Raw genomic sequence first — 25,054 nt, forward strand, 5'->3', positions numbered from 1 at the left:
AGAAAATTGTTAGAAGTGTCTTTCATCGCATTTATGAAGGACAAAAGTTGAAGGAAAATTGATAGAAGTGTCTTTCATCGCGTTTATGAAGGACAAAAGTTGAAAGAAAACTGGCTGAAGTGTCCTTCATCGTGTTTATGAAGGACAAAAGTTGAAAGAAAACTGGCTGAAGTGTCTTTCATCGCATTTATGAAGGACAAAAGTTGAAAGAAAACTGGCTGAAGTGTCCTTAATCGCGTTTATGAAGGACAAAAGTTGAAAGAAAATTGTTAGAAGTGTCTTTCATCGCATTTATGAAGGACAAAAAATAAAGAAACACTGGTAAAAATGTCTTTCATAACTCATCTGAAAGACAAATCATATAGAAAAAACGTACAAAATGTCCGTCATCATCGTAATTCGTTTTACAAATACAATATACCTCTACAAAATACCTTTACAACTTTCTTCATCCATGATTAAACTAATAATTAATGAACATTTTGATGAGAATGTGGTGGGTGCGATTGAATAAATTAATTAAACGAAAAAAATATACGATAGATGAAGTTTGTATTTTAGCTGGGCAAATTATGCTCGAAAGTGGTGCGGAAACTTATCGTGTTGAAGATACGATGAGTCGAATTGCGAAAAGCTATGGTGTAGAATGTGTGGAAAGTTATGTGACACCTACAGCGATTGTTTTTACGGTAGATGATGATTTAATAACGAATACGAAAATGAAACGGATAAATAAAAGAGGGACGGATTTAAATAAAATTGCGGTCGTTAATCATTTGTCTCGTGAAATTAGTGAGGGGAAATGGTCACTTCAAGAAGCATATAAAAAATTAATTGAAGTGCACCGTTCCACATTTGTTTATTCTGTTTGGTTACAAATTTTAGCTGCGGCAATCGTAAGTGGATGTTTTGTTATTATGTTTCAAGGGAAATGGTTCGATTTTCTACCAACTGTTGTAACTGGTGGATTTGCATACTTTTGTTTTCTAATTATTGATCGTATTGTTCAAGTGAGGTTTTTCTCTGAATTTATTACAGCCGCTATTATCGGGCTCATTAGTCATTTGCTCGTATATTACGGATTTGGTATGGAAATCGATAAAATTATTATTGGTTCGGTCATGCCACTTGTACCTGGTTTACTTATTACAAATGCGATACGGGATCTCATTTCCGGCCATTTAGTTTCTGGTTTAGCGAAGGGAGCGGAAGCCCTTCTTACCGCAATGGCGATTGGAAGTGGGATTGCGATTATAATCGGTTTAATTTAAAGGATGTGGTTGGATGATTGCACAACTAGTCACAAGTTTTATTGCTTCAAGCGGTTTTGGTATCATTTTTAATGCACCGAAACAGGCGATTTTGAAATGTGGCTTTGTCGGTATGCTTGGTTGGATGATTTATTATTTGCTCGTTGAATACGCAATAGACTCAGTATTCGCAAGTTTTGTTGCTTCTTTTTTTATTGCTGTTATAAGTTATTATTTTGCAAGAAAATTTAAAACGCCAGTAATTATTTTTACAGTCGGTGGAATCATTCCGTTAGTTCCAGGAGGGCTTGCCTATAATGCGACGCGTCATTTTGTACTCAATGATTATAGTACGGCGATTCAGCTAGCTGCTAAAGTTTTATTAATTGCAGGAGCAATCGCGATGGGAATTATTTTTTCTGAAGTATTCAATCAACTTATTCGTAATATCCAATTAAAATTACGGACAAAAAGTAAAGTCCAAAGTTAAATGTCATGTATAACTACTCTCTTTTTAAACAAGCTAAAGAAGAGGTGGTCAACATGAACAAACCAATTGCAACGGCTTTAGCAACAATCGGCTTGGCCCAATTTTTAAAAATTCCTTATAAAAAAATCACGGACGGGAATTGGGATTGGGGATTGTTTTTTGAAACTGGTGGTATGCCAAGTTCCCACTCAGCTGGTGTGTCGTCGTTAGCAACGTATATAGCCTTACAAAGAGGTGTGAAAACGGTAGATTTTGCTTTGGCAACGGTTTTTGGGCTTTTGGTTATGTATGATGCACAAGGGATTCGTAGACAATCAGGAGAATTAACAATCAAAGTAAATCAACTTGAAGAACAAATAGAGCGATTTCGAGGTGAAGAAGATCATCATTATCACGATAAAAAGACAAAAAGGTTACGGGAACAATTAGGTCATCAACCGATTGAAGTTGTAGGCGGTGCACTATTAGGGATGCTTTCCGGTTATATATCATACAAGCTTTTTGAGGTTTAAAAAATGGACTGTCCATTTGGGCAGTCTTTTTTATATATTTTTAACTGTATTACAATTTCTGTCTTTAAAATGAAAGGATTTTGCAAACTTAGAGCGAATATTGTTTGGTAGAATAATTATAATAGCAAACCTTACAATTAATTTAAAGAAAAGTTACAAATTGTAAAGACATGTTTTTTTTACTATATAATATATAACAAATATATTCCCAGATCTTAATACTTTTATGTATCTTTGAATTATTTTTGCACCGATATAACTTGTCTAAAACTATTTGTTTGCTAACTTGCAAATATATATTAAAAAACTAGGTGATGAGAGATGAATATTGAAAAACAATTAATCACAAAAAGTTACTACCAGTCATTCGTAGATGAAAATCTTGAAGGACATCCAATTGAACAATTAGGAGAATTATTTTTTAAAGAGCAAAAAAAGGAAAGACCTGATGCATCCTATATTCGCTATGCGCAAGGTGAGGTTTATTTTTTAAACAAAGATTATGAAGCGGCAATTTTTAAATGGGAAAATGTTCAAAATGAATTTGAGCAGTGGGCAAGGAAAAATATTGCAGATGCATATTTAGAAATGGAATTATTCCAAAATGCGGAAGAAATATATTTAGCCATTCAAACAGAATTCCTTGTATTACAAATGGAAATCTTATTGCAACTTTTTTCCCTATATTTACAACAAAACAATGATAATAAAGCCGATCAAATTATTAAACAAGCCGTTAACCTTGACCCAGATTATCCAAATGTAACAAAACTGGCGCGAAGCTTTTTCGAACAACGGGAAGATTGGCCAAGTGCTTTAAATTTAGCAATTGAAGAATCAGTTCGTACAAAGGATACGAAGTGGCTGGAAATATTGAAAAATTATATTCGCAGTGGTTATGCAAAAGGGTTTGAACCAACGTACTTCTTCCAAGCACTTTCTGTTAGCCAAGAATTAGATTTAGATTTATTCGAACAATTAATCGTTTCACTCTGGGAAAAATATGAAGATGAGAATCAATTGTATGATTGGTTATTACAAATTAATAGTTATTTAAAAGAAAAAGAATTTTCGTCTGATTATGATTGGAATGAGCTGTCGAACCTGTATAAAAAGACCTATGATACCCTGATGGGTGGGGCATTTTCTATGGAAAAGTTAAAGGTTGTCATGCCTAACTTTTTACATGTCTGGATACGTGTTATTGGAAAAGAAGATGAAGTATTTCCATCCTCAGCAGTGTTTGCTTGGAACGAAATTATTCCCGAACTGCTTGAAAATGATGTATTACTTTGGGCGGAGAAAAAGCTGTTTCAAGCTGAATTTGAACTTGATATTTTAGAAAAAAGTAAAGAATTGAATGAAGCGATTTTAAAATGGACTGAAGATCATCAACTACGGAAAAATGTTCGTTTGCAACTATTAAGTAATGAAGTAATTGATTTTAATCGACAGTTTATTGGAATCGTTGGTATGTATAGTAGTACGAAGGCTGCATTCGTTAATCATTTTATCAATGACCAAGTGCTAGAAAATGGCAATACAAAAGTAAGTAGTATAATCCAAAATGGAAGAGAATTTATTGTTACGGAATACAATAATGAAAAATCGAATGTATTATCTTATGAAGATATTTATCGTGAAAAAATAAATGGAAACGAAGTAACAGAGACTTCTGTAATAAATGTTCGTCTGCCAAATCAAATATTAGAACAAAATAAATTCTCCATCGTCAATATACCAGATTTATCCTTTATTCCTGCTTTAACAAATGAATTAATTGACACGTTACGAATTACCGATACGATTTTGTTTATATTAGATGAAATCTCAGGTCTGACGGAAGTAGAATTTCGTTGGGCGCAACTAATTCAACAAGAACTGCCAAATGTGAAAATGTATTTTATTGTTTTAAATGACCGGAAAAATCAAGAAAACTATACAGATATTTATTACAAATTAAATAAGGCAATTGAACACGATGAGTTGACAGGGACGGTTTTTGATTATGAACAAAAGGATGAATTACGCCAAAAACTAGCTCAAAGACTTAGAACGGAATGGCAAAAATATAAAAATAAAACGCATCGCATTGCAAATTACTTATATATGAATAAGCGTCTTTTAGATGATTTGTTTGAACAAAGAACAAGAATTGAAAAACAATTAGATAAAACGATTCAGTGGAATGAAGATTTTGTTTCCCGTATGACTGGTGCAATTCACCAGTTGGAAGATATGGAAAGTGAAAAAATAGCGATGATTCGGAAGTCTTTTGTCTTAATTAAAGATGAGACGAAAAAGGAGATTGTAAAGGCTATTCCTGAAGTGCTGAAAGAAATGGCAAACGAGGTAACAAAGGATCGTGACTTCCGAAAAATTCACGTTGAACTAAATGATGAAATGAACAGAAGAATTCAACAATATTTAAATGATATTATTTTACCGAATTTCCTTTCCCGAGTGAAGGATTGGTTTGCGATATCTAAAGATGAGTTAAAAAATGCCGAAAGTTTCCTTGAGGAGATTAAAGAGGGCTTTAATTCAATGCTTCAAGAGGATCGATTGCAGTTACAATGTGACTTTAAAATATTTGAAGACTGGCAAAGAGATATTGATAGACTTACGATTAAAGTAAATTACCAACCAGTTAATATTTTTAATCGAGCAACAGTATCACAAATCTTATTAAAAGGAACGGGGAAAGTATTAAGTCGGTTTACAAATAGTAAAGAATCATTAGTGAATCGCTACAAGCAATTTATTGAAAGTCAGGATTATCAAGAAATTGCTGAAACAATTGCTGACCAGTTCCTCAATCCGTTCACTTTGTTAGAACAAGGCCTTGACCGAGATATTCGTATTTTCTTTAAAGAGGCCTTTGAAAAGATGCGGTTGATTGTTGCTGAAGTGGATAAGGATACGGTGGAGAAGCAACAACAATTAGCTAATTTACGAGAAAATCCAGAGGTATTCCGGGACCCATTAAAGATTTTTGATATTACAAGATTACAATATAAATATATTTTAGAAGTAGAAGAGATGTCATATATTAATGCAAGTCAATAAAATGCTTGTACTATTTTTCGAAGTCCCCTTCATATATTTTTAAAAAAGGTATGGAGGGGATTTTTTGAAGGAATTACAAAATCACCAGTCACTCATTACTAAAGAGATGGTGGAAAAATATTATAAATTACATAAACAAGTGAAAGAACTTGAAAAGGAATTATCTCAATTAAAAAAGACTTTTAATCAATATTTTGATTTAACGGTTGGCCCGAATGAAAAGGGTATATTACAATTCGATACCTTCGTATTACAAAGAAATATTCGCCTGTCTGAAAAATTTCGTGAAGAGGAGGCGGTCCAAAAGTTAGAGGCATTAAATTTAATAGATTGCGTTAAGGTAGAAAAACGTGTCGACGAAGAAAAGGTGAAAGCTGCGGTGACTTTAGGGCTTTTAGAAGAGGAGGAATTAAATAATTTAAAGGAACGAAAATATAGTTCGGTAATATCCGTAAAAGAAAAGTAGCTCATTAAAGATACGGTCTTAAAGGGTGCTGACTTTTAATCAGCATCCTTTCTTGAATACATTTTGATTACAGCCTTTCCCTAGCAATCTTGCAAATTAATTAATTTGATCCAATATGATAAAATGAGCTATAGGAGAGGATGAAGTATGAATCATCGGATTACCTATTTAAACTTTGATAATAGTTTAACAGAACAATCTTTTCTACAAAAATACCCTCATCAATGGATTGGCTGCTCCGATATTCCGCACACAAATGGCTTTTGTAAAGAAGAATCGTTAAATGAAATTAGAAAGCGCCTTCAATCAAATAAAGCGAGTCCACTTGTTTTAATTGGTAACGGTAACTTCCACTATGTCACATATTTGCTTTTAGAACGAATAAAAAAGCCCTTCTCTCTTGTGTTATTTGATCATCATGATGATATGAAGCAAGATGTATTAACGTTAATCTCATGTGGATCATGGGTGAGGTATGCTTTAGAACGAATTTCCAATTTAAACAAGGTTGTAATTATCGGTGTAAATGAAGAAAATAAAACTGCAAAATTAACGAAAATAGAGGAAAAACGAGTCCATATTATTACTAAGCAAAAAGTAAACAAATTTTCTTTATATGAAACAATTTATGAAGTACGTAGATTTTTAAGGGAGGAAAAAAATATTTATGTAAGTATCGATAAAGACGTCTTATTTAAAACAGAAGCACACACTAATTGGGACCAAGGAAATATAAGCCTTGTTCAATTATTATTTTTATTAGAAAATATAGTAGAGCATTATCAAGTTGTAGGAATCGATATTTGTGGTGAGTATGTCATTAATCATGAAAATAGGTTTAAACAAGTAACATGGGAATATGTAAAGATGAATGAAATTGTCAATCGAACTTTATTAAAATTTATTAATGAACTTGTTGTTGTGCCTCAAGAGTCTTTATTAGCATAATAACTTTTTTGAAATTAGATGAAAAAGCCTGTTTTCTATTATGAAAGTAGTGCATAAAATGGTAATATTTAACACATAATGAACTTGTGTTTTGTTCTAGGAGGGTATACATTTGAAAGTAAAATTATTTACAGATTCAGATTTAGATGGATTGGGAACGGCAATTGTAGCAAAAATCGCCTTTGGGGATGATGTCGAAGTTACCCATTGTTCATATCGAAATTTAAATCAAAGAGTCGATCAATTTTTAAAGCATCATCAAAATGCTAAAGATACGAAATTGTTCATAACCGATTTATCCGTAAATCCAACGGTAGAGAAAAAATTAGAAGAACGGTTTAAAAATGGTGGCCATGTACAAATGATTGATCACCATGTTACAGCCCTTCATTTTAATGAGTATCCATGGGGAAAGGTCGTTATTGAATATGAAGATGGTAGGAAAACATGTGCCACATCCTTACTCTATGATTTTTTAATAGAAAAGGGGCAATTGGAAAAAACAGAAGCATTGAATCAATTTGTTGATTTAGTGCGCCAGTATGACACATGGGAATGGGAAGGAAATAATAATATCTTAGCAAAACATTTAAATGATTTATTTTTCATGTTCGGTAGAGAACAGTTCGAAGAGGATTTATTAAAACGAATTAAGGAAAATCCGGACAAGTTTGAATTAACGGATATGGAAAATTTATTAATGGATGTTGAAGAGAAAAAAATTGAACGGTATATTTTTGCTAAAAATAAATATATAGTGCAGCGTTTTGTTGGTGAATACTGTATCGGAATTGTTCATGCTGAGCAATATTTATCTGAACTTGGAAATGCACTAAACAAAAAAAATCCCCATCTCGATATGATTGTACTCGTTAATGTTGGTACAAAAAAAGTCGGCTTTCGAACAATTCATGAATCTGTTAATGTAGCGAAATTCGCTAAGGAATTGGGCGGGGGAGGCCATCCGAAAGCATCTGGTTGTGATTTGACTGAGGAAGCCTTTAAAATGTTTGTTACGGACGTATTTAATCAAGAACCTTTAAGACCAGATCCTGAGAAAAACGAAACGAATGTTAAAGATAGTCCGAATGGTACGTATTATGAAAACCGAAAAGGTGAAATTAGTTTTATTAAGAAAAATGGTGAAAACGTATATGAATTAATCCACAATGATGAAAAGGTAAGTCGACAATTTGCTACTTTTAAAGAAGCGGAAATGTTTGTAAAAAGAAATTATCAATCTTGGCTAATGTTTGACCGCGATCTACATAAAATCAAAAGTAATAAATAATAAAAATCAAGAGCTATCCGACTAACTAGTTTGAGTTTAATGGATAGCTTTTTGTTTATTAAAATAATATTGAATTATTATTGAATTTTCAAAATTAATCTAAAAAAACTATAAGACTCCTCTTGAAAAACTATTCCATTTTCACCAGGCCTTATGTAATATGTATTTAATAACAGTTAATATATCTGAAAATTCTCACAAATAACCTCGTGTTAAAGGAGGGGATTACATGGATTTACAAGTTTTAATTGATGAAAAGGCTAAAAATTTTATATCAAAAAAAGGAAATTTAATTACGATTTCCAGTTTAAGTATTGAGAACTGCTGTGTACCAATTAGTGAAGTTTCCATTCAATACAAAGAACCAGATGACCCGAAGATGTTTAAAGAGATGAAGTCTGGAGATATTTCTCTTTTTATAGATAAAAAACTGGAGTTTAAGGATTGTTTTGTCAAAATTAAACACTCAGGATTTGGTCCTTTCCAATCAGTTCAAGTCGATGGATTAGTAAGATTTTAAGAAATGGTCACTTACAACATAATTTCGTAACTCTTTTTGGAGGTATTAATGTGACGAAAACTAGCAAAATATCAACCTTTGTCAACGAATTAGCTAATAAATATACTGCGTTATTTGATGTTTATCGAGATGAGAAGTTAGACGAGTTTTCATTACCCTTTATGGCAATTTACAAAAGACGAGACGAACGCTATATGCTATCAAAAAAAATAAAAGTATATGGAGTAGAAAATCAGCAATTAGTATTTACTTCAGTATGCCAAGAAAAAATAACCTCAAATTATATTAAGGAATTTCAAAAAGCAATCAAAGCAAATATGTTTGAATATATCCCAGAAGACGATGAACATATGTCAACAATTATTTTAGGTATTACCGTAATAGATCAAGAGATAGATGAGAAAACAGTAAAGGAGGTGAAGCGCTTTAGAAAGCTCAAGTTTTTGAAATTTGGTTTCCATGGGTGGCTTGAAATGTACGCAGTTTTAATAAATCTTAAAGATAATTCGGTCTATGTCCATCCGAAAGGAAAACCGTTTGTCAAATCCATTGAAAAAATGTTAAAGGGGGAAGGTGTTAAATCATGAGTGGTATTATGTTAATGTTAATTACTGCACTTGTTTTCATTGTTGCTTACTTCACTTATGGAAAATACCTCGATAAAAAATTACAAGTTGATCCAAATCGTAAAACACCAGCGATTGAAATGGCCGACGGTATAGACTATGTAGCTGCGAAAAAACCTGTTCTATTAGGGCACCATTTTGCTACGATTGCTGGTGGTGGACCGATTGTTGGACCAATTACTGCAGCAGTTTTTGGTTGGATTCCAGCGGTATTATGGATTGTTTTAGGTAGTATTTTCTTTGGTGGTGTTCATGACTACACATCTCTACAAGCATCCATTCGTCATAGAGCTCAATCAATTGGAACGATTATTAAGGAATATATCGGAAAACGCGGTCAAACATTGTTCTTATCCTTCTCTATTGCAACGATTATACTTATTGTTGGCGTTTTCTGTGTGTTGGTAGCAGATACATTTGCAGCAACACCTGAGGCTGCAACAGCTTCAATTTTATTTACTTTTTTAGCAATTGCTTTGGGTTTTGCAGTAAACCAATTACGAGTTAATTTTGTTGTGGCAAGTATCATAGGTGTACTGGTAATGTTTGCATGTATTTGGGTCGGTAGTTTATTCCCATTTGAGTTAAGTGCACCAGTTTGGATTGTTATATTAATTATTTATTCATATGTTGCTTCTGTGTTACCGGTTTGGTTTTTATTACAACCGCGTGATTACTTAAATTCATATTTATTATATGGAATGATATTCGGTGGTTTTATCGGAATTTTAGTTGCGAATCCAACGATTCAAATGTCTGGATTCACAGGATTTTATAACGATACATTAGGACCATTATTCCCGATACTTTTTATTACAATTGCTTGTGGAGCAATCTCTGGATTCCATTCACTTGTGGCTAGTGGAACTACTGCGAAGCAATTGGATAATGAAAGAAACAGTCGCTTTATTGCCTATGGTGGAATGTTAATTGAAGGATTTTTAGCGGTAATCGTTGTTATTTCTGTTTCTTACTTAACTTCTGGGGCTTTTGCGGAACGTTTAGCTGAATCTGGTGGTCCGATTCCAACCTTTGCTTTAGGATTAGCACACTTTATGAATGCCTTCGGTTTACCAGTGGCAACAGGTGTTACTTTCGTTTCATTAGCTGCATCCGCATTCCTATTAACAACACTTGACTCAGCAACTCGTTTAGGTAAGTACGCTGTCCAAGAGTTTGCTGAAGGAAGAAGTAAGTTTTTCCATAATCAACATGTGGCTACTTTAGTTATTGTTGCAGGTGCGGCTGCGTTAGCATTTTCAGGTACTTGGGTAGACCTATGGCCACTATTCGGATCAGCGAACCAAATGTTAGGTGCACTAGCATTAATGGCAGTTAGTGCTTGGTTAGTTAAGAGAGGTATTAAATCACTCTTTACGCTTATCCCTATGGTTTTCATGTTCGTTCTTACGCTATCAGCATTAGGTGTATTAATGTATCAAAACTTTACAATTGGTAACTGGTTATTAACTATTTCAGGCTTCGTATTATTTGTATTATGTGTATTCTTGATTATCGAAGCGTGGAACTCCTTTGTTTCAAATAAGAAAGATACTTCAGTAAAAGCGTAATTGCTGGATAAATAGATTGAAAATTCAGTGTTTAATAATAATGGTAGTACGGATGATTGAGTTTCCGACTACCATTTTTTTGTGGAAGTGTTTGTTGTAAATTTTTTGGTTACCAAAGGAGATTATATAATTTACGATCAATTAAGTTTGTATCAATTGGACAAGTTTCTGCATCCCTGCCGTATTGCCAACCCCAAACATTAGCTCGGCAAGTCGGTTTTTGCGGATTAAATGCTGGTACTTCTGCTTTTTTCGTTGCTCCCAATTCCGGTTCTGCACTCCATAATATTAGTTGGTTTGCTACTTTCGGTGAATTACTTACTGCTGAACAATAGGCGTCATTAAATTGACCTTGAATTGGATCAAGATACATTCCAGGACGATAACCACTAGGTAAAAAGACGTCAACAAAACCTGTAATCCACTCCCCGTCTACTGGAAAAAAATGTTCGACCTTAGCAAATAAAACGGTACCTTCTTGGATTGCGAGGCGTCTAGCGTGAAATATTGTATTAATAGCTACGTTTCTTCCTTGCTGATATCCGACTGCTTCTTGAAAGTCATTGTAAATTGGTAAAATTTTTGTTCCGTTATTATGAAGCAGTTCAAATTCTTCTCCTGTCAGTCCTTCTGCAGCACCTTGGACAGTAGATAAATATCTTCCCCAATATTCAGGTTTTCCAAAATTATTTAATACACAATTATATAAATCATTAGTCACGTTCGTAGCTGAATCAACACCCCAATGGGCACACATAAAAAAACCTCCATTCAAATCGACAATAGGCTTTTATACCATATCATATGGGTGGGAGCAGGATTCAGATACAATTTTTTAAATACTTTTAAGACTAAAGACAATTCATATTAAACTATGTAAGGTTGATTCAGAGAAATATAAAAAAGAGCACGCTGATCCTAGTTGACCAATATGCTCATAAAGTTTAATTTTCAAATTTCGTAACTGTAGATTTTCTTTCCCATGGTTTACCTTTCCAACGTTTGAGAGCAAAAAGACCACGAACCCATTCATCAATTCCTTGGGCAAGCCAAATACCAAGTAAACCGAGACCAAATGTAATTCCGAATATATAACTGAGTGTAACTGCTAGTCCCCACATACAAATTATGCCGATAATAACTGGGAATCTTACATCTCCAACAGATTTTAAAGCACCCATTAACACAATATTCATCGCACGACCTGGTTCAATAAAAACGATTGCCCATAAAACCGGTAAGGCGACAGCGATAATTTCAGGGTCAGTTGTAAACACGTTTAACAGCTTATCGCCAATAATTGCAATAAGAAGTGATGTGAGTAGTGATACGAGCATTGATATTTTTAAAGTTTTAATCCCGCGTTCACTTGCTCGCTCATATTGTTTTGCACCGATATAGCGAGCTATTAAAATTTGTGATCCTTGTGCAATGGCCAAAGTAAACAGAAAACAGAGCATTGAAATATTTAAGATATAAACTCTGGCCGATAATGCTGCTGAGCCCAGGATGGCAACAAAACTTGTTATGACAATTTGTGAAAATTGATAGGAGAGATTTTCTCCTGCTGATGGTACACCAATTGATAATAAGTTTTGAATATCTGATTTCTTAAATCTTATAAAGTCATTGATTGCAAGTTTCAGAGCTAATCGTTTATTGACAATATATATAAAAGCAAAAATAGCAACAACTCGGGCAATAACAATGGACCAAGCAACACCAGTAACTCCGGTAATAGGTAAACCAAATATTCCCGTTACGGAAATGATATTTCCTATCACACTAATAATATTCATTAAAACCGTAATCATCATTGCGTCTTTTGTATAACCGTGACTTCGTAACACCGCACTAAATGCAAGGGAAATTGCTTCTAAAACTAGCGATAAACCTGTAATTTTAACAAAGGTAGCAGCATATTGAAACACTTCACCTTCTAAACCATAAAAGGCGAGGAATGTGTCACAAAAGATGACAGTAATAATCGTAACCGCAATCCCGATCCAAAGGTTAAAACCGATACTTGAACGAGCTAACCGCCTAGCTAAATCGAGTCGATTAGCGCCAATATTTTGTCCAATTAAAATTGTTGCACCGATTGCAGTGATATTAAATATTAAAATAGCAATATTTAATATTTGGTTAGCCACGCCAACACCTGCAACTGCATTATCTGAATACTGACTTAACATGAGTGTGGCAATAATACCGATACTCATATGCAAAGAAAGTTCAATAAATAGCGGCCACGTAATACTGAACAACGATTGTTCTTGATATTTCTTATTTTCTTCTGTCATATAATTCCCGTCCTTTAAATGAGTTGACTACAAACAAATATTCTATACCTTTTTAGGAAAAAATGTAATGGAAAATTGCAACAAAAAAATGAACCTTTTATAGGCCCACTTTTTTAAGAACATATTATAAAGTTTTCTTAATCAGAGGAGTTATGATTATTCCTCTTCATTTTTCTCTGACTTCTTTTTATTTAATCGACCGCTTCTTTTGGCTGCTTCACGGAGTAAGAATTCAATATGACCGTTTACACTGCGAAACTCATCTTGGGCCCATTTTTCAATGATTGTGTATAGTTCAGGATCTAATCTTAGCGGGAAGTTTTTCTTTTTAGCCATGAAATATCACCGCTAGTACAGACTTCCTATATTAACAACGGGTTGTGTTCCTTGGTCAGAAATAATGGCAACCATTAAGTTGTTTACCATATTTACTTTTCGTTCTTCATCTAATTCGAGAACACCATCTTGCTGTAAATGTTCAACAGCGAGCGTAGCCATTGAAACAGCTCCTTCAACAATTTTCTTCCGTGCAGCTAAAATCGCACTTGCTTGTTGACGTTGAAGCATCGCACTTGCAATTTCCGTTGAATAGGCAAGATGAGTTAGACGAGCTTCTATGACTTCTACTCCAGAAACGCTTAAACGTTCTTGAATATTTTTAGCAAGTTCCTCTGAGACAATATCCGAATTTCCTCTTAATGAAACATCGCCATCATTAAAATCATCATAAGGATACTTGCCAGCTACGTGGCGAATTGCTGTTTCACTTTGAATCTCAACAAATTCTTCGTAATCATCAACATCAAATACAGCTTTTGCTGAGTCCACGACTTTGAACACAACAACCGCTGCAATTTCAATCGGGTTTCCTTCAACATCGTTTACTTTTAACTTATTACTATTAAAGTTTCGAACTCGTAACGAAACCGTTTTACGTAAAGATAATGGAATTGTTAAAAATAATCCACTTTCACGAATTGAACCCATATACTTTCCGAAGAATGTAACAACTTGGGCTTGGTTTGGTTGAATAATCGTAATGCCACTACCGAGCAAAGCTGCGATTACCGCTAAAATAATCCCACCAATGATTTGTGCTCTTGTAATAAAGTAAACGGCACCAAATATGAAAATGGCAATAATTATGATGCCGACAAAACCATTAATTGACCACGCTTTTCTTTCAACCATACACTTCACTCCTTGTAATATTGCTTTCATATTAATTATATATCAAAGTGATATCATACGTAAACATAAATATTAATTTTCGGAAAATTTGTTTTACAATTTTTTAAACACTGTTTTTGATACGAAAGTAAATACATATGTGATGAGGAGCATAAGTTTTATTGTAGAGCTTTTCGGGTGAATGTTGCGGGGAATGTAGTTTTTTTTGAGAAGTTTAGTGTCATTGGCGAAATATGGTATCTCACTATTGATAAAATAATTTTCACTAACGATATATTGAGTTTCGCTGTAGATAAAAAAGTTTTCACTAACGATATATTGAGTTTCGCTGTAGATAAAAAAGTTTTCACTAACGATAAATTGAGTTTCGCTGTAGATAAAAATGTTTTCACTAACGATAAATTGAGTTTCGCTGTAGATAAAAATGTTTTCACTACCGATATTTTGAACTTCACTGTCGATAAATTTAGTTTCACTGATGATATATCACTTTCATTGGGATAAAAAAGTATCAATAGAAGATGGAGGAGAGATGAGAATCATGCATAGCTATCCGATTCGAACTTTATCACCTAATCAAGTTTTACCAAGAAGGGAAGTAAATGTCATTACTGTAAGTGGAGAAGGGAGGGTATCCGTAGAGCCTAATCTTGCTTATATTACCGTTGGCGTTGAAACCGAAAGTAAAAATTTACAGGGAGCACAAGGGGAAAATAGTCAAACATCTGCCAACGTGTTAGAGGCAATTTTTAATTTGCAAGTACCACGAGAAAATGTTCGTACGATTGAATATCGTATAAATAACGTCTACGATTTTGTGGATGGAAAACAAATTTTTCGCGGCTATGAAGTTCGTCATTTATTAGAAGTAAAAGTGGAGGATATTTCAAAAGTAGGTGAGGTTGTTGATGCGGCTGTTGCAGCTGGAGCAAATGTGATTTATAACGTTCGTTTTGATATTTCGGATCGTTCAGAACGGTATAATGAAGCATTAGTATTAGCGTTGAGGGAGGCGCAAAGTAAGGCAAGAACATTAGCTGGTGCGATGGGTGTAAATTGGAATCCTGTTCCCTTCGAAATAACGGAGGCGAAGGGAGGTGCTGTTCCTGTTCCTTTTCAAACTTTTGAAGCGACAAAGGTTGCAGGGGTTAGTACTCCAATTGAGCCTGGTCAGCTCCGAATTGAAGCGTTGATTATTGCTAAGTTTGCCTATTAAATTTGCTAATAATCGAGTAGGAGGGAGCGATTAACTCCCGTCCTCTCACACCACCGTACGTACGGTTCCGTATACGGCGGTTCAATTAAGATCATTGACGCAAGTCTTTATAACTTCCGTGAATAGCTGTTCTCTTTATGCCAGTGGTCACTCCACCCTCCAAGAGGTCTCCCACGGGATTCACCGCTTCCTCCCTCAAGTGAGGTACTACGTTTTCTGTGTTCATCATGACTCACTGAATGCCAAGGGCTATTCTCTCTTAATTGTTCGGTCCTTCTTAGTTGTTCTAGACCAACTAATACTATGACCTCTGCTGACTTCTGACGGTTCAGCTACTTATCACTAAGTAGGTTATGAAGAGTACTTCACATATCCGCCAGACCTCCCCGGGTAAGTACATGCACTTTCACACCATCTATCCGCCTCATTTACTCGATATGACCTTCGACAGAAAGAGCTTTGTTTTGTTATGCAAACTCACTCAATCATACCTAGCCTTATATGAGGTTCGTGTTCCTCGGACCGGTGTTTTGCCTCCAGCTTCCTTCAGATTCCGCGTCACCACGGACACCCTTGCTCTTGGCTAACCTCTACTTCTGTCTTCGGGGTTCGGGACTTACACCCTATAGTTCATGTACATGCCGGGCGCACATAAAAAGGCAAAGAACCATTTTCGTTCTTTGCCTAATGATAAAATCGAATATAAAGAGTAAGTAAATAATTTATTCTTCACTATCCTTATTTATATTATCCCCAATATCACTTTCAGTAACCACACTTTTAAAAGTATCTTCATACTCAAAGTCACTTTCATAGAAGGCTGGATTGTCAAACTTCAAACGAGATTCCGTTGTGTTTGCGTTTGAAGGTTGATTTTTACTACATGCACCGACTGACAATAAGGCAATTGTTACGAATGAAATAAAGACAAGTTTTTTTAGTTTCATCCTATGCCTCCAGAGACTTTTTTAAACATAAATGTATACTGTTTTTAAGTTATTGTTATTATAAACAGGTCTACTTACGAAAATTGTCGATAATCTTGTTTCTAAATAATTTTTAATATAATTGTTATTTTTGTAGTGAAGTAGAAATATATATAGCTCGATTTTTTTAAAAATGTAAAAATATATTTAATCTTGTTTATTTGCTAATTGTATCGCCATCATAGAAAATGAAAATAACAATTGTTGATAAAGGAGTAACAAATGGTTGCGTTAAACATATTAGATTATGCTCTAGTTGATGAAGGATCAAATCCAAGTAAAGCATTAAAAGAAACAGCAGAACTTGCACGGCTTGCGGATAAGTTAGGTTATAAGCGTTTTTGGGTAGCTGAGCAACATTATGCTTATTCCATTGCTTCCAGTTCTCCGGAAATGTTCATGATGTATTTAGCGACGATCACAGAGAAAATACGGATTGGCTCGGGAGGAGTGATGATACCCCATTATAGTCCGTATAAAGTAGCAGAAAATTTCCGGATGTTGGAGGCGTTACACCCGAATCGTATCGATTTAGGAATAGGAAATAGTCCTGGAGGGCGTTTAGTCCAAAAAGCATTAAACGAGGAAAAGACTGACCGCTTAAGTTACGAGCAACAAGTTGAAGATATTATTAAATATTTAACTGATGGTCAAGATTCAGAGCACCGTTTTCAAAATTTATTTGCAGCACCAATAATCGAAACGATACCTGACATTTGGATGCTTGGTGGCGGAGGAAAGAGTACTGAAATTGCTGCACTTAATGGAACTTCCTATATATATGCTCATTTCTTTAAAGGTTTGTCTGAGCGAGGTCTTGAAAGTATACGAAGGTACCGAGAACAATTTCAACCTTCTGTTTTTCAAAAGCAACCGAATGTTGGTGTCGCGGTATTTACTGTTATTGCGGAAACGAATAAAGAAGCGGAGGAGTTGGCTGATGCGTTCTTTTTATGGATGGCTTGGCTGGAGACAGCAAAAAATCCCCGGTATTTTCCTTCTGTTAAAACGGCAAGGAACTATACATTTAATACTTATGAAGCGAAGAAAATTGAAAGTTTAAAAGAGCGGACGATTGTTGGAGACCCGTTACATGTAAAACAGAAAATAGAAAAATTAGCAGAAATTTATTCTGCTGACGAGGTTTTGATTGTGCCTAATTTTCCTGGTATTGAAAATCGTAAGAAAGGAGTAACCTTGCTTGCTGAAGCGTTTGGAATAAAGGCATAAACAAATAATTAGAAAAAGAACCGTTACCAAAGGTAGGAGAGTATAGTGTGATTTTAGACGGAAATGAGAATACGGTTGCCGTTATCCAAACAATATTTGTTGAAATTGTTCGATTTAATGAAGTTGGTGAAGAGCATGCATATTTAGAAGGTGAGGGCGACAGGACTTTACGATATTGGCGTAAGGTTCATGAGGAATTTTTTACAAAGGAATTAGAAATGGTGGATCAATCATTTCATGAGAAAATGCCCGTTTATGTGAGCGGTTTAAGGTTGTTCATAAAAAAGAAAGTTAAGAAGCTGATAATTTGGTCTGTCCCCCCGTACATATTTATTTCTTTTAACAAATCAAATTAGTGGGGGGATAATTACGATTATAAGTATCTTGGTTGTTCTAGATTGTTTTTCTCATCTTTACTTTCAGTGTTTTGATCTTCACCAGTAAATGATTCAACTATATTATCTAGGACATGCTAGACAGGTCTGAATAACCTGGACTGTTTGTTTCATTATTTCATTTTTTTTTGTTAGCCAATATTCACACTTCCAGTTTTAGTCTGTGTGGGAATTGATTGGCTATACTTAAAATAAATATTTTTAATGAAACTAGTTAGATTCGTTTAATTCATTTCCTGTTATAAAATCTCCTCGAACCGGATTTAAATCATCAGCAAACTTTATTCGAAATGAAGTTGCTTGTTCCCAATTCTCGCTATCTGAAAGTAACTTTCGTTTACGCTCGCATCCCCTTCAAAGCTTCTGTCGTCTTTCATAATAAGAAAGTCATAAGCGTAACGCTGATTTTCATAGGCGTAATGATAGTTTACAAGTTCGTTTGTGCCACCCCAAAGAACAAACCACTCATCACTAAAAGGGTGTTGATATGTATTTTCTGTAAATTGTTCATCTTGACCTGGAAATTTTGAAAGTGGTTGTAATAGGAGGCCTTCAATTATTTGATCAGAATTAACGAAAGCGCGAATGCCTTTATCGTTATTGTCACTTATCCAAAGATATTCGATTAATCCTTGAAATGGCATTTGTGAAAGAAATATATAACTTTTGACATTGTGATTAAAAGATTCACCAAGAGAGGTAAATTGCTCTAATGACACCATTTCGTTGAATCCTTCACTTGATTGCTTGTAAACTCCTTCAAAGTTTCCCGCTAAAATTCGATAGGAATATCGACTTGCCTTTCTTGTTCTCCTGTATCTTCTATGGTTTGCTTGTTTTTTTCATTAATTGTATTCTTAACTTCATTACCACTACTTTAAAAATAAAAAAGTTTCATAGATGAACAAATTTAAATACATAGGTATGATAATGCAAAAGGGAAACACAGGGGCAGGTCAGGTGTTTCAATATCAAAAACGAAACACCGAACCCGTCCCTCTGTACCACTTCCTCTGTACCACTTTCCTCTGTACCACTTTAATTACCAGCTAACATTTTGCCAAGGGGTCCGTTTTCGTCAATGATATCTTGAATATCGTAAACGGAAATTGGAAACATTGGAAATCCCCATGCGTATGGCACTAAATCGTACAGTTGAAAATAGATGACAAGTGCTTTATCCGCAATATAATAATCTTGATCTGGCTTTATTGTTGTAAATTCGGTGATCACAGGTAAATCCCGCTGTTTAATTTGTCCTTTTATTATATTTGAGATCCTTTCAATATAATCACTTCCAGGTTTAAATAAATCCTTTAACGCGTATTGTTTTCCAGTTTCAACATTAAAGGTTAATGAATCTAAATATGTCATACCGTGTGCTGCTCGGTCAGGATAAGCATAATTTGATAAAGTAAGGCTTAAAATATCCCGCTGATTGTTTTTAATTTCAAAGGAACCAACCATTTCGACAATGATGGATGGCATATTTCCGAACTGTTGATTCATTAATTGTTGTGTATGATGCACGATTGTTCGATTGATATGTTGTTCAACTTGTTTGTTTTTTAATTCAATAATTTGCGGGTAATAAACATATTTTTTCGGTCCATCACTTACCTTCCTTGTTTGAATGACGACAGGAAATGATATGGGCATATACCTCTTCCTTTCATTTTTAACTATTGTATGCGGGAAGATATGGATAGTATCTTAAAGGTAAAAAGATGAAATGAAAAATACATTTTTTATGAGATAATTCCATAAACAGGGAAGCACCATTCTTATAGTGGGGTAAATTCGCTCATAGGGGTTGAAAAGTCGATTAAACAGGTCTAAAAATCGCTCATAGATTACAAGGATTAATTTTTATAAATAATTTTCGCTCATAGGACAAGAGAAATCGCTCATAGACAAGTCGAAAACGCTCGTAGAATACCAGTTCGCTCATACAATTAAAAAGTCGCTCATAAATACAGGGCATTCGCTCATAAAATTGACCAAATCGCTCATAAAACTAGGAAATTCGCTCATAAAAATAAACAAAAGCTAGCTTCAGAATGATAATTCATCACTTCAAAACTAGCTTTTTGTTAAAACGAGCCAGAGTCATATTAATAAGTTAAAAAATCTATATAGAAAGGAAGAGACGTTTAACTTTCAACATTTAACTAGCACCTAAAATTTTTTCAGCATTTTTAATCCGTTCTTGTGTAGGGGAATCTACATTTTTTAATTTATATTCTAAACCTAAGTTTTCCCATTTATATACGCCAAGCTGATGGTAGGGGAGAACCTCAACTTTTTCAACATTGTCCAGAGTTTGAATAAATTCAGCAAGGCGGTACAGGTCTTCATCAAAATCAGAAATCGTTGGTACGAGTACGTGGCGAATCCAGACAGGAATTTTTTTATCAGATAAATAGGTTGCGAAATCAAGTATATGCTCATTATGCATACCAGTTAACAATTTATGTTTCTCACTATCAATATGTTTGAGATCGAGTAAAATTAAATCCGTATACTCAAGTAACTCATCAAGTTTGTTTAAGTAATTCGGGCGTCGGGAGAAAGGACCGCCTGAAGTATCAATGGTAGTATGAATACCATGTCGCTTACATTCCTTAAATAACTCGATAAGAAAGTCGATTTGTAATAAAGCTTCACCGCCACTTACAGTTATTCCACCGCTACTTGCCTCAAAAAAAGGCATATAATCTAACACTTCGTCGATTATTTCTTGAACGGTGATTTCTTTGCCACTTTTCATTTTCCACGTATCTGCATTATGGCAATATAGGCAACGGAGCGAGCATCCTTGCATAAATACGATATATCTTAAACCGGGACCATCTACTGCACCAAATGTTTCAATAGAGTGAATTCGACCTGTTACCATTGAAAAGCCTCCTTGCGAATTTAAAAGGGAAAGAGAAGCGGGGGACTTCTCTTCATTTATATAAAAATTGGGAGAATGAAATAAATTTAATAATAGACTTTTGAGAAATAAAGATACTTAACTATCAAACTATTAAACTATTACATAGATTGATGGAATGTCCGGTTAATAACGTCAATTTGTTGTTCACGGGTTAATTTAATAAAGTTAACCGCATATCCAGAAACACGAATTGTTAATTGTGGATATAATTCAGGATGATCCATCGCATCTAATAATGTGTCACGGTTCAATACGTTCACATTAAGATGATGACCTTCTTTTGTCATATAACCGTCTAACATACCGACTAAGTTGTTCACTTGTGCTTCATCATCACGACCTATTGCTTTCGGTGTGATTGTAAATGTATTTGAAATTCCATCTAATGAATCTTCATATGGCAATTTGGCAACAGATGTTAAGGATGCCAATGCACCTTTTGTATCGCGACCATGCATTGGGTTTGCACCTGGTGCAAATGGTTTACCAGCTTCACGTCCATCTGGTGTATTACCAGTTTTCTTACCGTATACAACGTTTGAAGTAATAGTAAGTACAGACTGAGTTGGTACTGCATTACGATAAGTTTGATGTTTACGAATGTTTTTCATTACTTTTTTAACAATATTAACAGCGATTTCGTCAACGCGGTCATCATTGTTACCATATTTAGGGAAGTCCCCTTCAACTTCATAATCAACAACAATGCCATTTTCATCACGAATTGTTTTTACTTTCGCATGTTTAATTGCACTTAAAGAGTCAGCTGCAACAGATAAACCAGCGATACCACAGGCCATTGTACGTAATACTTCACGGTCATGTAACGCCATTTCAATTCGTTCGTATGCATATTTATCATGCATGTAATGGATGACGTTTAAAGTGTTGACATATAGTTCACATAACCAGTCAAGCATCGCCTCAAATTTATCAACAACTTCTTCATAATCAAGATATTCGGAAGTAATTGGTGCAAATTTCGGACCAACTTGGACTTTCTTCATCTCGTCAACACCGCCGTTGATTGCATAAAGTAATGCTTTTGCAACGTTTACGCGGGCACCGAAAAATTGCATTTGCTTACCAATTCGCATAGCGGATACACAGCAAGCGATTCCGTAATCATCACCATAAATATCACGCATTAAATCATCATTTTCGTATTGTATAGCACTTGATTTAATGGACATTTTAGCAGCATACTTTTTGAATCCTTCTGGTAATTTTGTAGACCAAAGAATTGTTAAGTTTGGCTCTGGTGCTGGACCTAAGTTATCTAATGTATTTAAGAAACGGAAAGAGTTTTTCGTAACTAATGTTCGTCCGTCAAGGGCCATACCACCGATTGATTCTGTTACCCAAGTCGGGTCCCCACTATATAATTCGTTATATTCAGGTGTACGAGCAAATTTTACTAAGCGAAGTTTCATAACGAAATGGTCTACTAGTTCTTGTGCTTCTTTTTCCGTTAGCGTCCCATTTTTTAAGTCACGTTCAATGTAAATATCTAGGAAAGTAGATACACGTCCTAAACTCATTGCCGCACCGTTTTGTTCTTTAATTGCAGCTAAATAGCCGAAGTATAACCATTGGATTGCTTCTTTTGCGTTACTTGCCGGTTCACTAATATCAAAACCGTAAGAAGCTGCCATTTGTTTTAGTTCGTGAAGCGCACGAATTTGTTCTGAATGTTCTTCGCGGTCACGAATGATATCTGGAGTCATTGTCCGGCTACCGATGTAGTTTTTATCTTCTTCTTTTTGACGAATTAAGAAATCAACACCGTATAACGCAACACGGCGATAGTCTCCGATAATACGACCACGACCGTATGCATCAGGAAGTCCGGTAATAACACCTGCAGAACGAGCTCTTCTCATTTCTGGTGTATACGCATCAAATACACCTTGGTTATGGGTTTTGCGCCATTCTGTGAAAATATGTTCCACTTCAGGATCTAATTCAAATCCGTAAGCTTCTAACGCTTGTTTTGCCATTCGAATTCCACCGAAAGGCATTAATGAACGTTTAAATGGTTTGTCTGTTTGAAATCCGACAATCTGTTCTAATTCTTTGTTTAAATATCCAGGACCGTGAGAAGTGATGGTAGAAACAACTTTAGTATCTGCATCTAAAATGCCACCTGCTTCACGTTCCTTTTTATTTAGTTCCATTACTTGCTCCCACAGATTAGTTGTCGCTTCAGTAGGACCTTCTAAAAAGCTTTCATCACCTTCATATGGGGTTACATTTTTTAATATAAAATCACGAACATCAACTTTTTCTTGCCATTTTCCAGGTTTAAAACCTTCCCATTGTTTCATAAAATGACCTCCTAAAAAGGAAATTGTAGTTGCTTAAGTTTGGAAGTTTAAATGTATAATATTGCAACAGTTATATACACAATAACTAATACAGTTCAGTGTTGTGAAATACTGAGCAAACTTTTTATGTGTTTAGTATAACATTGTATGACTAAGTTTGAAGTCCTATTTTATGACAAAAATGTGATATTTTTTGAAAAGTTATTTATTGTGTAGTTATATAAGAATCAGAGCAAGAACACACGTTTGTTGTAGTTTACACTATAGAAACTGTGTTAATAAAAGTTAATAATAATTGGAAGGCTCGTCTCATAATTATGAAGTAGTGGAAGGATTTCTAGGTGATTGATATTAAAGGAGACGAATAGATGAATTCATTTTTGAAGGGAACAATCATTTTAGCTGGGGCAGCCTTTGTTAGTGAATGTATTGAGTTTTTAATTAATTTAACTTTGGCAAAAGAACTTGGGGAGTACGGGATTGGTCAATATATGACTGTGATTCCTGTAATCGGCTTACTAATGATTATTGCGAGTTTTGAGTTGGACATATCCGTTTCGAAGTTCGTTGCGGAGCGGGAGGAGAAGTATCATTTAATTTTATTACGTTTTGCGATGAAGCTCACTTTTCTCATTATGACCGTCTTATTATCCGGTGTCGCTGTCATTTTTCTGTTTTTTCCTTTATTTAGTGAAATTCATCCAGCGATACGCTGGTTAATTTTATTATTAATTCCGATTTTAACTGTTGCGTCGATTGCGCGAGGATATTTTATGGGGATACAAAAAATGAGTAAGATTGCAACGGCTAACCTTTTTAGGAGAGGAACCCATTTGTTCTTACTCATTTTATTATTTCAATTGTTTGATTTTGGTTTAGAAATGTCAATTTTAGTTGCCTTATGTGCCATTATTGGCAGTGAGCTGCTCGTGTTAATTTATTTAATATCGGCCTATTTCATGCAAATAAAATATTTGAAAAATCGTCCTGTCGAAAAACTACCGAAAAATAAAATTTTAAGAAATTTAATGGAAGTCTCGCTACCTACAACAGCCATGCGCCTATTTTATGCAGTGACCCATGCGATTCAGCCCTTTTTTATTAAATTTACACTTGTTACAGCAGGTCTGTCGATGAATGAAGCAACAGAGCATTTTGGAATGGTTGCTGGTGTCGCAATGACAATCGGTTTTTTTCCAGCGTTTATTGCCCATTCATTAAATACGGCGCTAATTCCTAATGTGTCTAATGCGTTTGTCAATTATGATCAATCTAGGCTTGTTCGTTTATTACGACAAGTGATTGTGTTAACGATGCTTTATGGTGTTCCAGTTTGCTTTTTGTTTTATTATTTTGCTCGTCCATTAACGGGGATGTTTGTTGAATCGAGTTTAGCATCCTATTATTTACAATTAATGTGGCCTTACTTTTTACTTCATTATTTTACGATTCCATTGCAAGCTTTTTTAATTGGTTTAGGCATGGTTAAAGATGCGTTTATTCATAACATTTGGGCAACGTTGGTGACTTTTGCAATCATGTATTTATTCGGATCGAGTAGTTCTTTTCAAATGGACGGGGTAATTTTGGGGTTAAATACAGGGGCATTAGTTTTAATGCTGTTGCATTATTTTGTTGTTTGTAGAAAAATTGGTATTTCACTAACATTAAGTAAAAAAGTTCCGATGTTTTATGAATAAAAAAATCAACTCATTATTATTT

At 34.6% G+C, this 25,054-nt stretch carries 24 protein-coding genes; 15 read left to right on the top strand and 9 right to left on the bottom strand.

Going from position 1 to position 25,054, the window contains the following annotated elements; genetic code table 11:
• Positions 1 to 506: 506 nt before the first annotated feature.
• The 10 genes from GW534_RS10675 to GW534_RS10720 all read left to right on the top strand — a co-directional run bounded on the left by GW534_RS10675 (position 507) and on the right by GW534_RS10720 (position 10,743).
• Positions 507 to 1,271: a threonine/serine exporter family protein gene (locus GW534_RS10675; RefSeq protein WP_407670462.1), complete on the top strand. Its 765-nt coding sequence runs from the start codon at positions 507 to 509 to the stop codon at positions 1,269 to 1,271.
• A gap of 13 nt (positions 1,272 to 1,284) precedes the next feature.
• Positions 1,285 to 1,740: a threonine/serine exporter family protein gene (locus GW534_RS10680; protein WP_161921003.1), complete on the top strand. Its 456-nt coding sequence runs from the start codon at positions 1,285 to 1,287 to the stop codon at positions 1,738 to 1,740.
• A 53-nt stretch (positions 1,741 to 1,793) separates the two neighbouring features.
• Positions 1,794 to 2,252, top strand: a complete 459-nt coding sequence (locus GW534_RS10685; RefSeq protein ID WP_161921004.1) for a divergent PAP2 family protein — start codon at positions 1,794 to 1,796, stop codon at positions 2,250 to 2,252.
• Positions 2,253 to 2,573: 321 nt separating this feature from the next.
• The gene (locus GW534_RS10690) at positions 2,574 to 5,321 is read left to right on the top strand and encodes a P-loop NTPase family protein (RefSeq protein WP_161921005.1); all 2,748 of its coding nucleotides are present in this window, start codon (positions 2,574 to 2,576) and stop codon (positions 5,319 to 5,321) included.
• A 64-nt stretch (positions 5,322 to 5,385) separates the two neighbouring features.
• Positions 5,386 to 5,787 (top strand): hypothetical protein, encoded by a 402-nt coding sequence (locus tag GW534_RS10695; RefSeq protein WP_246204089.1) that lies wholly within the window; start codon positions 5,386 to 5,388, stop codon positions 5,785 to 5,787.
• A 147-nt stretch (positions 5,788 to 5,934) separates the two neighbouring features.
• Positions 5,935 to 6,735 (top strand): arginase family protein, encoded by an 801-nt coding sequence (locus GW534_RS10700; protein WP_161921006.1) that lies wholly within the window; start codon positions 5,935 to 5,937, stop codon positions 6,733 to 6,735.
• 112 nt (positions 6,736 to 6,847) lie between these two features.
• On the top strand, positions 6,848 to 8,026 hold the full coding sequence (locus tag GW534_RS10705; protein ID WP_161921007.1) for a DHH family phosphoesterase: 1,179 nt from the start codon (positions 6,848 to 6,850) through the stop codon (positions 8,024 to 8,026).
• 229 nt (positions 8,027 to 8,255) lie between these two features.
• Positions 8,256 to 8,546: a CC/Se motif family (seleno)protein gene (locus GW534_RS10710; RefSeq protein ID WP_161921008.1), complete on the top strand. Its 291-nt coding sequence runs from the start codon at positions 8,256 to 8,258 to the stop codon at positions 8,544 to 8,546.
• 50 nt (positions 8,547 to 8,596) lie between these two features.
• Positions 8,597 to 9,133 (top strand): hypothetical protein, encoded by a 537-nt coding sequence (locus tag GW534_RS10715; protein WP_161921009.1) that lies wholly within the window; start codon positions 8,597 to 8,599, stop codon positions 9,131 to 9,133.
• The gene (locus GW534_RS10720; RefSeq protein WP_161921010.1) at positions 9,130 to 10,743 is read left to right on the top strand and encodes a carbon starvation CstA family protein; all 1,614 of its coding nucleotides are present in this window, start codon (positions 9,130 to 9,132) and stop codon (positions 10,741 to 10,743) included. Before GW534_RS10715 ends, GW534_RS10720 begins: the two co-directional genes overlap by 4 nt.
• A 109-nt stretch (positions 10,744 to 10,852) precedes the next feature.
• Here GW534_RS10720 and GW534_RS10725 read toward each other — a convergent pair whose 3' ends face one another.
• The 4 genes from GW534_RS10725 to GW534_RS10740 all read right to left on the bottom strand — a co-directional run bounded on the left by GW534_RS10725 (position 10,853) and on the right by GW534_RS10740 (position 14,237).
• Positions 10,853 to 11,500: a glycoside hydrolase domain-containing protein gene (locus GW534_RS10725; protein ID WP_161921011.1), complete on the bottom strand. Its 648-nt coding sequence runs from the start codon at positions 11,498 to 11,500 to the stop codon at positions 10,853 to 10,855.
• Between the two features lie 187 nt (positions 11,501 to 11,687).
• Complete coding sequence (locus tag GW534_RS10730; protein ID WP_161921012.1) at positions 11,688 to 13,046, bottom strand: MATE family efflux transporter; 1,359 nt, start codon at positions 13,044 to 13,046, stop codon at positions 11,688 to 11,690.
• A 156-nt stretch (positions 13,047 to 13,202) separates the two neighbouring features.
• The gene (locus GW534_RS10735) at positions 13,203 to 13,382 is read right to left on the bottom strand and encodes a toxin-antitoxin system HicB family antitoxin (RefSeq protein WP_161921013.1); all 180 of its coding nucleotides are present in this window, start codon (positions 13,380 to 13,382) and stop codon (positions 13,203 to 13,205) included.
• A gap of 12 nt (positions 13,383 to 13,394) precedes the next feature.
• The gene (locus GW534_RS10740; protein WP_161921014.1) at positions 13,395 to 14,237 is read right to left on the bottom strand and encodes an SPFH domain-containing protein; all 843 of its coding nucleotides are present in this window, start codon (positions 14,235 to 14,237) and stop codon (positions 13,395 to 13,397) included.
• Between the two features lie 177 nt (positions 14,238 to 14,414).
• On the opposite strand from GW534_RS10740, the gene GW534_RS10745 reads away from it, so the two are divergent.
• The gene (locus GW534_RS10745; protein ID WP_161921015.1) at positions 14,415 to 14,741 is read left to right on the top strand and encodes a hypothetical protein; all 327 of its coding nucleotides are present in this window, start codon (positions 14,415 to 14,417) and stop codon (positions 14,739 to 14,741) included.
• A complete protein-coding gene (locus GW534_RS10750; protein ID WP_161921016.1) occupies positions 14,716 to 15,453 on the top strand; it encodes an SIMPL domain-containing protein in 738 nt (245 codons plus the stop codon). The genes GW534_RS10745 and GW534_RS10750 overlap by 26 nt, the downstream gene beginning before the upstream one ends.
• Before the next feature lie 722 nt (positions 15,454 to 16,175).
• Here the strand turns inward: GW534_RS10750 and GW534_RS10755 are convergent.
• Positions 16,176 to 16,400: a hypothetical protein gene (locus tag GW534_RS10755; protein ID WP_161921017.1), complete on the bottom strand. Its 225-nt coding sequence runs from the start codon at positions 16,398 to 16,400 to the stop codon at positions 16,176 to 16,178.
• 261 nt (positions 16,401 to 16,661) lie between these two features.
• Between GW534_RS10755 and GW534_RS10760 the strand changes: the two genes are divergently transcribed.
• Positions 16,662 to 17,669, top strand: a complete 1,008-nt coding sequence (locus tag GW534_RS10760; RefSeq protein WP_161921018.1) for an LLM class flavin-dependent oxidoreductase — start codon at positions 16,662 to 16,664, stop codon at positions 17,667 to 17,669.
• Positions 17,670 to 17,716: 47 nt separating this feature from the next.
• Positions 17,717 to 18,025, top strand: a complete 309-nt coding sequence (locus GW534_RS10765) for an ASCH domain-containing protein (protein ID WP_161921019.1) — start codon at positions 17,717 to 17,719, stop codon at positions 18,023 to 18,025.
• 320 nt (positions 18,026 to 18,345) lie between these two features.
• Here GW534_RS10765 and GW534_RS10770 read toward each other — a convergent pair whose 3' ends face one another.
• The 4 genes from GW534_RS10770 to pflB all read right to left on the bottom strand — a co-directional run bounded on the left by GW534_RS10770 (position 18,346) and on the right by pflB (position 23,332).
• A complete protein-coding gene (locus GW534_RS10770; RefSeq protein ID WP_161921020.1) occupies positions 18,346 to 18,786 on the bottom strand; it encodes a hypothetical protein in 441 nt (146 codons plus the stop codon).
• A 316-nt stretch (positions 18,787 to 19,102) separates the two neighbouring features.
• Positions 19,103 to 19,723 carry a DUF3298 and DUF4163 domain-containing protein gene (locus tag GW534_RS10775; protein ID WP_161921021.1) on the bottom strand — a complete coding sequence of 207 codons (621 nt, stop codon included), beginning with the start codon at positions 19,721 to 19,723 and terminating at the stop codon, positions 19,103 to 19,105.
• A 508-nt stretch (positions 19,724 to 20,231) separates the two neighbouring features.
• Positions 20,232 to 20,963: a pyruvate formate-lyase-activating protein gene (gene pflA, locus GW534_RS10780; RefSeq protein WP_161921022.1), complete on the bottom strand. Its 732-nt coding sequence runs from the start codon at positions 20,961 to 20,963 to the stop codon at positions 20,232 to 20,234.
• A 140-nt stretch (positions 20,964 to 21,103) separates the two neighbouring features.
• A complete protein-coding gene (gene pflB / locus GW534_RS10785) occupies positions 21,104 to 23,332 on the bottom strand; it encodes a formate C-acetyltransferase (protein ID WP_161921023.1) in 2,229 nt (742 codons plus the stop codon).
• A 368-nt stretch (positions 23,333 to 23,700) separates the two neighbouring features.
• Here pflB and GW534_RS10790 point away from each other — a divergent pair, with 368 nt between their 5' ends.
• Positions 23,701 to 25,032 carry an oligosaccharide flippase family protein gene (locus tag GW534_RS10790; protein WP_161921024.1) on the top strand — a complete coding sequence of 444 codons (1,332 nt, stop codon included), beginning with the start codon at positions 23,701 to 23,703 and terminating at the stop codon, positions 25,030 to 25,032.
• The last annotated feature ends 22 nt before the right edge of the window (positions 25,033 to 25,054 follow it).

Source organism: Pallidibacillus pasinlerensis (assembly GCF_009996845.1).
Lineage (GTDB): Bacteria > Bacillota > Bacilli > Bacillales > Caldibacillaceae > Pallidibacillus > Pallidibacillus pasinlerensis.

Excerpts from the sequence above, each read along its gene's own strand:
- GW534_RS10790 (WP_161921024.1), top strand. The coding sequence starts at position 23,701 with ATGAATTCATTTTTGAAGGGAACAATCATTTTAGCTGGGGCAGCCTTT.
- GW534_RS10755 (WP_161921017.1), bottom strand. The coding sequence starts at position 16,400 with ATGAAACTAAAAAAACTTGTCTTTATTTCATTCGTAACAATTGCCTTA.
- pflB (WP_161921023.1), bottom strand. The coding sequence starts at position 23,332 with ATGAAACAATGGGAAGGTTTTAAACCTGGAAAATGGCAAGAAAAAGTT.
- GW534_RS10730 (WP_161921012.1), bottom strand. The coding sequence starts at position 13,046 with ATGACAGAAGAAAATAAGAAATATCAAGAACAATCGTTGTTCAGTATT.
- GW534_RS10725 (WP_161921011.1), bottom strand. The coding sequence starts at position 11,500 with ATGTGTGCCCATTGGGGTGTTGATTCAGCTACGAACGTGACTAATGAT.
- GW534_RS10680 (WP_161921003.1), top strand. The coding sequence starts at position 1,285 with ATGATTGCACAACTAGTCACAAGTTTTATTGCTTCAAGCGGTTTTGGT.
- GW534_RS10720 (WP_161921010.1), top strand. The coding sequence starts at position 9,130 with ATGAGTGGTATTATGTTAATGTTAATTACTGCACTTGTTTTCATTGTT.
- GW534_RS10740 (WP_161921014.1), bottom strand. The coding sequence starts at position 14,237 with ATGGTTGAAAGAAAAGCGTGGTCAATTAATGGTTTTGTCGGCATCATA.
- GW534_RS10735 (WP_161921013.1), bottom strand. The coding sequence starts at position 13,382 with ATGGCTAAAAAGAAAAACTTCCCGCTAAGATTAGATCCTGAACTATAC.
- pflA (WP_161921022.1), bottom strand. The coding sequence starts at position 20,963 with ATGGTAACAGGTCGAATTCACTCTATTGAAACATTTGGTGCAGTAGAT.
- GW534_RS10750 (WP_161921016.1), top strand. The coding sequence starts at position 14,716 with ATGATATATCACTTTCATTGGGATAAAAAAGTATCAATAGAAGATGGA.
- GW534_RS10775 (WP_161921021.1), bottom strand. The coding sequence starts at position 19,723 with ATGCCCATATCATTTCCTGTCGTCATTCAAACAAGGAAGGTAAGTGAT.
- GW534_RS10760 (WP_161921018.1), top strand. The coding sequence starts at position 16,662 with ATGGTTGCGTTAAACATATTAGATTATGCTCTAGTTGATGAAGGATCA.
- GW534_RS10700 (WP_161921006.1), top strand. The coding sequence starts at position 5,935 with ATGAATCATCGGATTACCTATTTAAACTTTGATAATAGTTTAACAGAA.
- GW534_RS10770 (WP_161921020.1), bottom strand. The coding sequence starts at position 18,786 with ATGGTGTCATTAGAGCAATTTACCTCTCTTGGTGAATCTTTTAATCAC.
- GW534_RS10690 (WP_161921005.1), top strand. The coding sequence starts at position 2,574 with ATGAATATTGAAAAACAATTAATCACAAAAAGTTACTACCAGTCATTC.
- GW534_RS10710 (WP_161921008.1), top strand. The coding sequence starts at position 8,256 with ATGGATTTACAAGTTTTAATTGATGAAAAGGCTAAAAATTTTATATCA.
- GW534_RS10685 (WP_161921004.1), top strand. The coding sequence starts at position 1,794 with ATGAACAAACCAATTGCAACGGCTTTAGCAACAATCGGCTTGGCCCAA.